The 12,558-nt window shown below is 38.3% G+C and carries 11 protein-coding genes; 4 read left to right on the forward strand and 7 right to left on the reverse strand.

What is annotated here, in order from left to right:
- Window positions 1-180 precede the first annotated feature (180 nt).
- The 3 genes from PTE_RS19105 to PTE_RS19115 form a co-directional block, all read right to left on the reverse strand.
- Window positions 181-915 (reverse strand): hypothetical protein, encoded by a 735-nt coding sequence (locus tag PTE_RS19105; RefSeq protein ID WP_036849658.1) that lies wholly within the window; start codon window positions 913-915, stop codon window positions 181-183.
- Between the two features lie 63 nt (window positions 916-978).
- Window positions 979-1,734, reverse strand: a complete 756-nt coding sequence (locus PTE_RS19110) for a hypothetical protein (RefSeq protein ID WP_036849659.1) — start codon at window positions 1,732-1,734, stop codon at window positions 979-981.
- Window positions 1,731-3,617, reverse strand: a complete 1,887-nt coding sequence (locus PTE_RS19115; protein WP_036849660.1) for a lipase family protein — start codon at window positions 3,615-3,617, stop codon at window positions 1,731-1,733. Before PTE_RS19115 ends, PTE_RS19110 begins: the two co-directional genes overlap by 4 nt.
- A gap of 1,118 nt (window positions 3,618-4,735) precedes the next feature.
- Here PTE_RS19115 and PTE_RS19125 point away from each other — a divergent pair.
- Window positions 4,736-5,344: a CDP-alcohol phosphatidyltransferase family protein gene (locus PTE_RS19125; RefSeq protein ID WP_036849662.1), complete on the forward strand. Its 609-nt coding sequence runs from the start codon at window positions 4,736-4,738 to the stop codon at window positions 5,342-5,344.
- A gap of 217 nt (window positions 5,345-5,561) precedes the next feature.
- Here the strand turns inward: PTE_RS19125 and PTE_RS19130 are convergent, their stop codons facing one another.
- Genes PTE_RS19130 through PTE_RS19140 form a run of 3 tightly spaced genes read right to left on the reverse strand, consistent with a single transcriptional unit; the run spans window position 5,562 to window position 7,716 of the window.
- A complete protein-coding gene (locus PTE_RS19130; RefSeq protein WP_036849663.1) occupies window positions 5,562-6,179 on the reverse strand; it encodes a plasmid pRiA4b ORF-3 family protein in 618 nt (205 codons plus the stop codon).
- Window positions 6,180-6,203: 24 nt separating this feature from the next.
- Window positions 6,204-7,451 (reverse strand): type II toxin-antitoxin system HipA family toxin, encoded by a 1,248-nt coding sequence (locus PTE_RS19135; RefSeq protein ID WP_036849664.1) that lies wholly within the window; start codon window positions 7,449-7,451, stop codon window positions 6,204-6,206.
- Complete coding sequence (locus tag PTE_RS19140) at window positions 7,444-7,716, reverse strand: helix-turn-helix domain-containing protein (protein ID WP_036849665.1); 273 nt, start codon at window positions 7,714-7,716, stop codon at window positions 7,444-7,446. The genes PTE_RS19135 and PTE_RS19140 overlap by 8 nt, the downstream gene beginning before the upstream one ends.
- Before the next feature lie 829 nt (window positions 7,717-8,545).
- Between PTE_RS19140 and PTE_RS19145 the strand changes: the two genes are divergently transcribed.
- A complete protein-coding gene (locus PTE_RS19145; protein WP_157890163.1) occupies window positions 8,546-9,931 on the forward strand; it encodes a phosphoethanolamine transferase in 1,386 nt (461 codons plus the stop codon).
- A 176-nt stretch (window positions 9,932-10,107) separates the two neighbouring features.
- Here the strand turns inward: PTE_RS19145 and PTE_RS19150 are convergent, their stop codons facing one another.
- A complete protein-coding gene (locus tag PTE_RS19150) occupies window positions 10,108-10,680 on the reverse strand; it encodes a tyrosine-type DNA invertase (protein ID WP_036849666.1) in 573 nt (190 codons plus the stop codon).
- 685 nt (window positions 10,681-11,365) lie between these two features.
- Between PTE_RS19150 and PTE_RS19155 the strand changes: the two genes are divergently transcribed.
- On the forward strand, window positions 11,366-11,905 hold the full coding sequence (locus PTE_RS19155; protein ID WP_036849667.1) for a fimbrial protein: 540 nt from the start codon (window positions 11,366-11,368) through the stop codon (window positions 11,903-11,905).
- A gap of 82 nt (window positions 11,906-11,987) precedes the next feature.
- On the forward strand, window positions 11,988-12,539 hold the full coding sequence (locus tag PTE_RS19160) for a fimbrial protein (RefSeq protein ID WP_036849668.1): 552 nt from the start codon (window positions 11,988-11,990) through the stop codon (window positions 12,537-12,539).
- The last annotated feature ends 19 nt before the right edge of the window (window positions 12,540-12,558 follow it).

Raw genomic sequence — 12,558 nt, forward strand, 5'->3', positions numbered from 1 at the left:
CAGAGAAAGTGCAACCCATCGTTCATAGGGACTCCTTATTTCGGGTGTTACTTTATGTATTGATAATCGACTTCTTGTATTCGTTTGGACTGCATCATTGATAACAACCTGATATTAATGTGGCTAACAAAACCAATAAGCCTTGCTTGATATTTTTCATGGTCAGTTTCCCCGATAAAATTACTTTATATACCGATAATCGATTTCTTGGGTATTGGTTTCAATGTGCCCATTTGGATATTCAACCCACTCCTTTTCTTTAGTCACGGTGATTTTAGGCATTTTGGTTTCATCCAGTTTAGGCTTAAAGGTGATTTTCCATTCCGCTCCCGGAACTAACGTTAATCGAAAAGGGCGCATTCTCACTTCGCCCTGTAAGAATATTCTGTTCGGATGTTTTTCAACCATCTTCAAAACAGGGTAAATAATGGGACTGTAATGAATGGTATTCGATGCTGCCGTTTCGCTAAGATTTGTTTGGATTGCATCGTTGATAAAGGCGGTTAGACCCGTTCCTCCACCTCCCTCATATATAACAACATCTTTCATCAGATGACTAACATCGGTATAACCCACCGATACAAAGGCCCGGTCAATTTTCCATTTACACCAGCCTCCGCCATTGAAAGGTAATTTCGCCTGAAAGTAACCCGTTTTCGGATCGGCCTTCACACTCAGACGTAATCCGTGATAGGTCGGTACCTTATAAAGAGATATATCTGCATGCCATTGATATTTTAGACAATATTTTGATATATACACAGCAGACACATTCGGTTTTGTGTATTTCGGAGCGACGCCTTCTACCGTGATCCACTGATTCTTTTTAGGGGGAGAAAGCGGCTCATTTGGGTCAGCACAACCTGATATTAATGTGATTAACAACACTAATAAGAATTGATTGATATTTTTCATGGTAAATCTTCCTCAATACCTACCCCGTTATCCGTATAGCGTATTAAGGCTATATTTCCCCATTTATTTTTCTGGAAGCTTTGATGACGTTATTTTCCAGTAATCTATTGATTGCCGATTGAGATCGATTCGGCCATTTGGATATTCAACCCATTCACCTTTCTTTGTCACCGTCACCTTCGGCATTTTGGTCTCATCCAGTTTAGGCTTAAAGATGATTTTCCATTCTGCTCCTGGCGTTAATTTCAACCGGAAAGGATACATATTTACTTTGCCTTGTAAGAATATGCGTTTCGGGAATCCCTCCACTAGGTCCAAAACAGGATAAATAACCGGGCTGAAATCAATGGTATTTAAGGCCGCGATTTCGCTAATATTCGTCTGAACTGCGTCGTTGATAAAGGCAGTTAAACCTGTTCCCTCTGCTCTTGGATTCTGGATAGCATCTTCAACCAAGTGACGTACATCGGTATAGCCTACTGTCACGAAAGCCCGGTCAATTTTCCATTTGCATCGACCGCCACCATTGAAAGGTAATTTTGCCTGAAAATAACCGGTTTGTGGATCGGCCTTTACTTTCAGACGAAGGCCATTATAAGTTGGCACCTTATAAGGCGACATATCGGCGTGCAGCTGATATTCAAGGCAATCTTTTGAAATATACTCTGCTGATACATAGGGCTTTGTATATTTAGGTGCTACACCTTCAACTGTAATCCATTGATTTTCTTTAGGAGGAGAAAGCGGCTCATTTGGGTCAGCGCAACCTGATATTAATGTGATTAACAAAACCAATAAGCTTTTCTTGATATTTATCATGATAAATCATCCTCAATTCCTACAGCATTATCCGTATAGCGTGTTAAGGCCAAAGACCCTTGTTTATCTTGTTGAGTGCAAATCAGTGCTTGTTTCAACTGATGATCCATTTGTAAAAATAATGCATCGCGCTGCCGAATACCTTGAACAATATCGATTCTTTCATTCAGAGTTTTTTCAAATAATTGTTCCTGATCCCGGAAAAAATGGTATTTGTCCGGTGCAACCAGTTCAGCAAGTCTCGCACCAATATAACGAGCATATTTCAGAGAACTATGATCAGGAAAACCCAGCGCATCCTTTACGGTCGGATTCTCATTCGACGGAAACCATTTGGCCTTATCCGCATCATTTATCTGCTTAAAAAATCCTTTCTGAATCTCGCCAGCATCTTTCAGATTATTTTCTGTTTCACTGTTGAGTGACGGAATTAAATACAGTTTTGTTTTGGTGGGTAAGGTGGTCCTCAGCCGAACATGATTACTGGGGTTACGTTCTTCCAACCATTCAATAACCAAATTAATTTTACAAAAGTGTACTATTTTTCCGTGATGCAAGAAAATTTCACCGCTGCTGGTAAAATCGAGCAATTCAACAGGGCTAAATAAATAGCCTAGTGGCCCCCAGCAATCATACAGCCAGTTATCCAGATTTTTCTCCGGCGGTAAAGAGGGGATAGGATCATCTTCATTCACATGGCGGTAATGGGTGATATCTACCAGTTCCCGTACCGCACTAAGGGTTAACACTCGCGGCATTCCGTAGCTGTAAAAACACGGATCATATTCTTTCAGTTGCGCGCAATGCAGTAATGCCAGTGCACCGCCCAGGCTGTGACCACAGACAAATAACCGTTTGCTTGTAACCAGCCTGATAATATCAGGAAATACTTCTTGATTCTTATCACTGGGAACGCTTAGCTTACCAACCAGATTAAAGGCCTCCCAGAACCCTGCATGCACTTTGCCACTGTGAATAAACTCACTGCACAGTGTTTTCTCATCACAGCCCAACCCCAAAGGCTGGTACGTCGCATCCGTAATGGCATCCGTCATATTGGTTGTGCCCCGCCAGCTGACAATCACATCATGCTGACTGGCCGCATAAAACAGCTGAGTATTACCCTGTTTATTATCCTCTGTTTTTGAGTTAATAAACTCCACCCGGGTATAACGCTCACTAAACGGCACATCGTAAACAATGGGCGTTGCCGACAATTCCTCCACTTTATAGGGAAAGGTTGAAACATCCACCATTTGCCGGTTAAAAAAATGTTTAACAGAACCTTCAACATCAACATCCCCACCGGCATAAGCCAGCACACTCATTAAACACTGGTTATGTGCATTGACAATGGAATACTCTTTTTGATGATGTAGCTGTAATACCCAAGCCCGGAACGGGCATATTTCCAGAACATGCCGACAGTTTAGATGGCGGGAATAAAACCCTTTGGGTTCCGGATCTGGAAAATGATAGGGAGGTGGAATTTTTTTAGGATCATTCCAATCATCAATCACCGGCAGCCCATCACTGATCTGCCCGATAGTCACATAGTGATAGTAATGGCCTTCCGCTTCCGCTTTCGGCTTCACCATCGACGCCGCTTCACCGCGTATTTCCCGCAACGGGCGCTGTTCCATTTCATCGGCCAACGATTGGGCGTGGATATACAAGGTCACTGGATAAGCTGACAGGTCTTCTTCCCTGAGCACCCCGAAACCATCCGTCGTCCCCTTGCGCACATGATCCGGTAGTCCCCGGCTTATCAGGCCATAAGGCACATTGATGAGCGGTTTTCCCTGCTCATCCACCAACTGAAATTCCACCCAGTGTTTCAAACGCCTGCAATCAAGACATTCACGCGGATCTAATTGACTCATCAGTGTTGTTTCCTCTGCTTGCTATTAAAGGTAGCAAAAATCCTATTACCACAGACAGAAAACCCAGCTCTATGCGGTGAGTAATAACAAATTGAACGACAGGAAGACAGCAATGTATTCCAATCGATTAATCCCTTTGAATAAAGGGAACAGAAGTTGAAATTCCCTTCATATTGTTCATATGATGGAAATTAAAGTAATAGTTATTAAATTTTCATCAGATAGCAAGCGTTTTTTATAAATTTACAAAAATATAAATTTGTAAGGAAATGTTACAAACTCAGTACGGATTCAATTATTTTCAATCTAATAAGCTATAAAAAGGACAGTAATATACTATTTTATCAGAAAAATAATCCACGATAGATAAAACAGTTTCTCATTCATTTAAATTCCGTCAAATTATCATTTTGGTAGAATAATACATTGATTTTTAATCAAAAAAATATACTTTCCCCAACCTGTTGTGATAACCAATAACGTTATCTATTTAATTGTTTCACTAATATCTCATTATTCATTAAATACCGGGGGTAAGTAAGGATATTACCCTTTGGTGATGACAGTAGAAACAGGAGTAAAAATTATCCACCCTCTTGAAATAAAATAGCCGGCAGACGCCGAAAGTCATCCTGTCGGTAATAAGGATTCTGAGGTTATCTCATGTATTTTCGTGGAGAGAAATACAGATAACCTGAGATTGGTTGCCGTGCATAGCACAATTTACGCTGAAAGCAATGGCGGCTTGTAAGAAAAGTCATCGATGAAGCAAAAACGGATGCCAATGAATTCTCATCCCCGTGGACGCGAGGAACAGTATTTGAAGTCAATCGAATTATCACATCATTTATGGTTCATCTCCGTTGATTCGGATAACATGTCATTCATAATTCATATGGATTCCTTTATCGTAAATCTGATGAAGTATGAAAATGATAATAATAACCTATTAAGTAAAAAACAATCTGCGAGATATAAAAATCTTTTGTTGATCTAATGACGTCTCTTTCATGGTATTTTGATGAATCTGATTTATCTTTAATGATGATAGTAAAAACAATGAAAGTTATCGGCGATTTATACACTATTATTTAAGAAACTTTAACAATAGGTGAATTATGACATTATATGATATAAAACCAAAGTTTCAAAACTTACTCAGACCTTGGGTGATACGCCTTTATCAACGTGGTGTTACTGCTAATCAGGTGACGCTGTGTGCAATGATAACCTCGGTGATTGTAGGTGGAATTCTGGCATTTTTTCCTTATCCACATCTTTTTCTTCTCTTACCTCTTTTTCTATTTTTCCGTATGGCGCTTAATGCTATTGATGGCATGTTGGCAAGAGAGTTTAATCAGCAATCCCGATTGGGTGCCGTATTAAATGAAATAGGTGATATCGTGTCTGATTTTGCGTTATATTTACCTTTTGCTCTTTTAGCGAATACATCGCTTTGGTTAGTTATTTTTACTGTGATATTTGCCATATCTACTGAGTTTTGTGGTGTTGTTGCGCAGACCTTGACTGGTATACGCAGTTATAAAGGACCTCTAGGGAAAAGCGATCGGGCTTTCTTACTGGGTGTTTATGGGATATGTATCGCACTTTGGCCGCAATCATTGGTTCATTCCAATTATATTTTCATTGCAGCAATATTATTACTGTTCTGGACGTGCATTAATCGTTGTCGGGATGCGATTGGGCAGCCTAAACAAGAGGAATGACGATATATCTCTTTCACATCGCTATGGAAGGTATGACGCTGTGTAAAGTGCAGGTGCAGTTTGACTGGCAGTAATCTGAAAACACCACTGAAACTGCACTCGATACTGAATTATGTATCACCTATTCCGTGAGAAAAATAAGTTCAAATTAAGCACCAGTGTCCGTAGTAGTGATTCATCTGAAATTTTTCTCTGTGATGATAGGTTTATCCTATGATTAGGCTTCGTAGTTCCATAAGGGATAGTGACGGTCTCGTGACCAGCGATAATAGAGCGCTAAAAAGGCATTAATATTGTCCGGATAGAATTGCTCTGGGTCGAAATGTTCATTTTCAGGCAAACCAAGCGATTCATTTATCCATTGTAGTGTTTCTTCATATTCTTCATGGTCAGGATCATTAAGTATTTCTATTTGGTTTTCATAGCCATAAATACCACCGGTATCTTCAAGAGGACATGCGCGGGCACCATCCAGACAGTAAAAAGGCAGCGGAAGATCATTCTCAGGATAATGACTGTTTTCTAAAACAATTTCATGTTCCCAGTTATCGCCAAAATCATAGAGATAGGTAAACGCTCGACCTTTTTGTTTAATCAGATCAACCAAGCGATATAAACATTCTTCCTTGCTATCAGACGGGCTTTCTGGCATTTCTGTTAGTCGCAGTTTGCCAATACGAAATTCATGTAGATGGCTATCTTGCCATCCCATAACAATTTGTATCACATCATGCAGCCTGTCGAGTGAAATAGAGGCGGGAACGACAAATTGTCGCCAGATAGCGGGTTGTGAGTCTGTAAGCGTTATTTTTAACTGATAGAATTTCTCGTTCATTACTAATCTCCTATAGTTGTAGGATTATTCTTTCAATGTGTTCCATCTGTTGTCAATATTTCGTTGAATTTCTCTGGCTAAAATTGCTGGAATACCAACATGTTCTGCTTCTGTATGAAAATCTTTGGCTATGTCATAAATTTCAGCGGCTATATTCATAATCGCTTTTGCGCCTGCTAACCCGGCCTGACCTGCCATTAATCCCATTGTCTGTTTTGTTATTGTCGAGCCATAGCCATTGAAAGCGGTCATATGTTCATTATAGCGTGATGGACTATACATAATGTCGTAGAAAGGGGAAATACGCCAGTTATCATTATCGTCGGCCAGGAAAGCGAAGTTCTTTGCATGGTCATCTTGGTTTATCATCAGATAGTTAAATATGGCTCTGTAGAGAAATTTCTTGGCTTCATTAGTGTTACATAACATTCGGGTCGCTTTGATCAATTCGATATAATCCAGCGAAGGTTCTCTGAAAGGAGCATCCAGTAACCCGCAAGCAGAAATCATATGAAAACGCCTTTGTTCACCTATACAGTCAAAACGGGATTGCTGTAACCAATATTGCCCATTCCCGGCATCAAATAACTCAAAATCGGAAACTTCAATATTTACGCGTTCTGCTATTTTCATATAGATATATTCAACAAGGCTTTCATGATGCCCTAGCGCAAATTTTTCTGAGGTCAATTTGATAATCAGTTTTTCGCCAATAGCATCTTGTTTTGTGGTAAAAGTCCCATTTGCCAGTTTGGTTACATTAAGTTTTGGTCTTGCACCACCTGAACTCCCTGCGTTCATTAGGTGTGCTATTAGGTGAGATTCCGTTCCTTCAAATTCTTTAACGGCTTCTGTACCTAATGTAATGAGTTCTATATCTTGATATTTGTCTCTGTTTTCAATTTGTATTTCAGGCTCATAGGATAAAGCGCCAGGGCCACGATTGCCGATAAACGCCAGTCTTTCCAATGCTGTGATATTTTGGGGAATATAACCATTTTGGCGGAAAACGCGATTCATCAAATATAATCCCCATCCATCGGGCAAGCTATCACCAAAAACGCCATGTAATCCGTAGTGAGGTTGATAGGGTGCTTTTTGCAATGAATCATCGTACTCAAGATTAAATGGAGCAATAGAGCTTTTATGTGCTGATAAATAATTATCATCGTATTGAAAGTAAACTCCGCTGCTGTTTTCAGCTAATTTACCGACGTTCTCCACGTTTCCATTACTGAATCTGCGCTTTACCAGTAAAGGGATATTAAGCATGTTTTAAAACCTCTTCGATACTTTGGGGATGGGGTTTTATTTTGGTTATCTGATGAATATCATTGAGATTGCACAGTGCATCATAAAGCATTAAGAATTGTCTTAAAGAGATATTACCTGTTGCTTCAAACTTTCGAATCGTACTGTTAGGGACACCGGAATGTTGCGCTAGTGCCTCAATGGATAACTTACGGTTTTTGCGAACTTTCTTCAGATATGTCTTAAACGCAATCTGAGTGTCGTATGGGGTATTTAGTGATAGCATTTCAGCACCTATTGAATTGGAAATATTGCTACTATGATAGCAAAAATAGGGTATTTTTGCCATTTTTTGCTATCATAGTGGCAATTTTGTGATGGTGAACGCCAGGGCTTTTAGATCTTATGGATTAAGTACATTATTTATCTTTGATTTTGACCCTTTTTTCTACTATTTGCAGCTGTTTTCATAACACACTCCAGATCATAATTTATGTGCATAATTATAGCTCACAGATAATGAGCACAACCAGAAAATCCCAGAATTTTTGTTATTAATAGGAAAACGCAATTTATTTACATATTTTTAATCAAATATTGCAGATCAATAACTAAAAATCTTATATCCTAACTGGCTAAAGAAGTTCTGAACTAAACGACAGCGAGATGATAAAGTGTTTTTTAGGTATTCGTTTTACTATTTAGTATAAAAATCTGAGTGATGTCGTTTAAAGTTGCATAAAGAATAGATGATATGTGGAATATAATCGTGTTGAACAAAATATTAGCACAACGGATTGCATTCAAGCTGGGGATTGATCAACCATAGATATTTTAATTTTGCAAAATTATCCATATTGGTAAGAAAAAATTATAAATTTTTGAGTATCTCTTCTATAAATTAAGGAAACGAGTTAGTTATGTTATTAAGTAAAAAATTCCGAGAAGCGTTCACTTTGGTGTGCTTATTTAGCTTTCTCACCTTAGCCCATTTAAGTCTTGGGTATCAGTTAAAGTTTATATATGTATTCAGTGCTTTTTCGATTCTAATATTGTTATCTAATTTTAGCTTCTCTATATATTGTATCTTTATACTTGCTATTGGATTAACTGGTGTGGTTTATTCTCCAGTAGGGTTGACTTATGGTTATCCTGATATTAATTCAGTAGGATCTTTAATTTATACCAACAAAAATGAAGCTATTGAATTCATCAGTGGGCTTCCTTTGTTTACCTATTTAGTTGCGTTGGCAATCATTGTCTTAATGTTTTTTTCTTTCAAGCTAAAAATAACTTTTAAGCGAAATAGTGTCATATTTCTGTCTCTTTTTTTTGTATTGTCAGCTTTTTGGTCACCGGTGAGAGGATATATAAAGTCTGATTTTAATCCTGATTTTAGTATATTAGCTTCTGGTTTACCTGAAGTCAGGTTTTTTAGCGATCTGGTGGAGAGCTATAATGAAGTTAATTCTGAAAGGGTTAAATTTGCTGAAATAATAAAACAGAAGGATTCATGGCAGCCGGTGGTGGAAGAGGATAAATATGAAACATATATAATGGTAATTGGTGAAAGTGTTAGAAAAGATTTTATGAATACATATGGTTTTCCTTATAATAATACGCCGTGGCTGGACAAAGCCAATGGCAAGATATTTACAAATTATATTTCATCATCGGCGTCTACCCAGCTGTCTTTGACGAACTCACTTGCTCTGAAAGACGACAATACTATCAATTTAAACAACAGTGTCATAACGTTGGCGAAAAAAGCAGGGTTTTATACTTATTGGATATCTAACCAAGGTATGAAGAGTGCTTTTGATTCTCCGGTCGCTTTAATTGGGCAGCAGGCAGATAGTTTTAATTTTCTGAAAAGCGGCAGTTCTGATGACAGGCTTTATTTACCTGATGATAAATTGATGCCTTATATTAAAAAGGCGTTAATGTCAGAAAAGAAGAAAAAGCTGATTGTTATTCATCTGATGGGGTCTCATCCACAGGCATGCGTCAGAACTAATGGAAAATATGATCTGTTTTTACAATCGAAAGAAATTTCCTGTTATATAAAAAGTATCGCTAATACAGACAAGCTTCTTTCTGAAATTGTGTCTGAGGCGAATGATAATCATTTAAAATGGACTATGATGTATTTTTCAGATCATGGTCTTTCTCATGTTGATGAAGGAACCGAGCAGGAAAATCTGACACATAATGACAAGAATAAACAGAGTTTTCAGGTGCCTTTTTTTATTACCGGAAACGATTATTTTCATCGTGAAAAAATAACAGCGCAAAGAAGTGGATTACATTTTCTAACTTTATTTTCTCAATGGATTGGAATAAAGGAAAAAAAGATCCCCGATGATTGCAATATGATATCTAATAGCCAATGTAGTGGGCAAGGTAAGATTATTACATTTGAAAATGAAGTTAAAGATTATGATGAGTTGAATGAAGATTTCCTCGATACACAATTCGTCTCGGTGAAAAATAGTCATTAATCTATTTTTAATTATTTTAAATAATAATTTTATTGATTATTAAACTGTTGTGTAAAATTAAATGAGGTGAGCGGGTTTTCTCCTTGAATAAAATTCAGGGAGAAAAAGTCCTCTTACCATCATCCGCATTTTGTTAACACTATGACTTGAGCCAACTTTTCTTGCGTTAATGGAGATTAGTCGAGCCCTTTTGAAGGTGTTTCCCATATTCTGGAGAACCGTTTTACATTACTTGCTGTGTAAATAACGGTATGAGATATATTTCTGTGCCCGAGGTAATCTTGAATAAGGCGTGTATCTTTTCCCAAATCAGCGAGAGCATAACCGCAAGCATGTCTTAACATATGTGGGTGAGGTGAAATATTAACTAATGCTTGCTTGCCATAACGTTTTAATAAACCGTAAACTTGCTGGCGTGAAATCGCACCTGATTTTTGCGATAAAAAGACCCACGATGTATCTGATTCTCTCCACTGCTTCCTTATGTTAAGCCATTGATTTAACGCGCTGATTTCTTCTGGAACCAGTGGATGTGTTGTTGATAATCCTCCTTTTAGCCGCCTTACATGAATAATTTCCGAGTTAAGATCAAGATCGGATAGCATTAGATTACAGAGTTCACTGACTCTAAACCCATGAATGAAGCACATGAGTATCATGCAGTAATCTCTCTCAGCGTGACGACCTTGACGTGCTTTTTCTAAAATCGCATTAATTTCATGTCTTGTTAAGAATTTACGCTTCTTCATGAAAATAGTTCCTGTGAAATTTGAGCAGATAGTTATTGGTAGAAAATAATATTAATCTACCGGAATATATCAATTAATAGAGCTTTTATAAAATTATTGGCTGGTAATTCTATTTATTTTGGACAAAATCTATAAATACCTTTTTCAGATAGTTATAAATCGTCATTTTTTAATAGAAAATATCAGCTTGTAAACTTTGTAATTATATATTTGGAAACTATTAGACAATAAAAAGAAACTAAACAGAATGCACCAAACTGTAAATATGTTCCTACAAAACTACCTCTTAAGTCAAATTTAGTGTAATTCCAGATTGCCAATATTTAACTATTTATAATATATATATTTTCTTAGATATTTTTTACTATTTTCAGTAAGTAATTTAAATTACATTGTAAAATATCAGTCAATTCATCTGAATTCAGTCAGATATTAATTAATTACTTGGGTTATTAATTTTAAATAATATGAAATTTTGAATTTTTACTCTAAATTATTATGTCTTATTAGTATTTTTAACCAAATAAAACAGTTTGGTGCATTTTGTTTGGTTTTAAAAAATATTAATCCGAAATTTTGAAACCCTATTTTGTGCCGGATATCGGGTGCATGGATCGGGAATCCTGCGCTGCTATTTTTTTATGGTTATGGGTATTTTATCCTTAAATTCAAGGAATTAATTTACATGAAATTGAATAAATTGGTTATGGCTCTGGGATTGGGCATGGCTTTGGTCGCGGGTTCTGTAAATGCGGCTAATCCTAGCCAAGGTCATGGGACTGTGACTTTTACGGGTTCTATCATTGATGCGCCTTGTTCAATCACCCCGGAAACGGTTGATCAGATTGTACCATTGGGTTCTATCTCTAACGCGTCTTTGAAAAACGGCGGTCGTTCTTCTTCTAAGTCGTTCAAAATTTCTTTAGAGAACTGCACGACTGAAACGATAAATACAGTAACAACCACGTTTACCGGTGCTAAATCCAGTATCACTGGCGGTGATGATCTGCTGGGTATTGAAGGATCGGCTAAAGGCGCAGGTATTGCGATCACTGATGGGGGTGGCAATAAGATTAAACTAGGTACCCCTTCTCCCGCAGTAGCACTGCATGATGGTAGTAATGATCTGAACTTCGCTGCTTATCTTCAGGGTGATACCGGGCCTGATGCAGTTGTTCCGGGTGATTTCACCGGCATTGCCAATTTCCAACTGACTTATCAATAACTCTTTCATGCATGGAAACGCCTACAGGGAGGCAGGTGTTTCCTAATCAAAAATTTTGAATAAATTTGGTCGGAGAGAAGTCATGAGCCGATATTCTGCCGTTGTGGTGGTGCCCTGCCTGCTAATGTTTTCCTGCATTGCTGTCGGCGCTGAAGCGACTGTACCACGAGGAACACAAGGGCATGGTCGCGTTAGCATGCAAGGTGCCATTATTGATTCGGCCTGTGCGATTGACGCAGGTAGTCGTGACCAGACGATTGAGTTAGCCACGGCCCCAGTAAGCCAGATGGTCCTTGATGGACAGGGACCAATGAGCCCTTTTTCCATCCACTTGATTAATTGCGTACTGACCTCTGCCACATTGGGTAAGTCTGACTGGCATCGCTTTCAGATGACGTTTGACGGCATGCCGGATGGGAATAATTTTCGATTGGATGGTGTGGCACGAGGTGTCGCGTTGCAAATTACTGACATATACGGCAATCAGGCCTATCCGGGAACGCCATTACCTGTGGGGGATTTACAGGAAGGACATATGACTCTTAGTTACGCGATGCGATTGGTGGGTAATCACCAGTTATTGCAGGCGGGGCAGTATCGAACCACTGTCCGGTTCAAGCTGGATTATCACTAATCATCGATCAGAGAATGTT

The sequence above is a fragment of the Photorhabdus khanii NC19 genome, assembly GCF_000517265.1.
Classification (GTDB): Bacteria; Pseudomonadota; Gammaproteobacteria; order Enterobacterales; family Enterobacteriaceae; genus Photorhabdus; species Photorhabdus khanii.

Bases quoted from the DNA above. Each gene is read 5' to 3' on its own strand.
- PTE_RS19105 (WP_036849658.1), bottom strand. From the start codon at position 915: ATGAAAAATATCAATCAATTCTTATTAGTGTTGTTAATCACATTAATA.
- PTE_RS19110 (WP_036849659.1), bottom strand. From the start codon at position 1,734: ATGATAAATATCAAGAAAAGCTTATTGGTTTTGTTAATCACATTAATA.
- PTE_RS19115 (WP_036849660.1), bottom strand. From the start codon at position 3,617: ATGAGTCAATTAGATCCGCGTGAATGTCTTGATTGCAGGCGTTTGAAA.
- PTE_RS19125 (WP_036849662.1), top strand. From the start codon at position 4,736: ATGACATTATATGATATAAAACCAAAGTTTCAAAACTTACTCAGACCT.
- PTE_RS19130 (WP_036849663.1), bottom strand. From the start codon at position 6,179: ATGAACGAGAAATTCTATCAGTTAAAAATAACGCTTACAGACTCACAA.
- PTE_RS19135 (WP_036849664.1), bottom strand. From the start codon at position 7,451: ATGCTTAATATCCCTTTACTGGTAAAGCGCAGATTCAGTAATGGAAAC.
- PTE_RS19140 (WP_036849665.1), bottom strand. From the start codon at position 7,716: ATGCTATCACTAAATACCCCATACGACACTCAGATTGCGTTTAAGACA.
- PTE_RS19150 (WP_036849666.1), bottom strand. From the start codon at position 10,680: ATGAAGAAGCGTAAATTCTTAACAAGACATGAAATTAATGCGATTTTA.
- PTE_RS19155 (WP_036849667.1), top strand. From the start codon at position 11,366: ATGAAATTGAATAAATTGGTTATGGCTCTGGGATTGGGCATGGCTTTG.
- PTE_RS19160 (WP_036849668.1), top strand. From the start codon at position 11,988: ATGAGCCGATATTCTGCCGTTGTGGTGGTGCCCTGCCTGCTAATGTTT.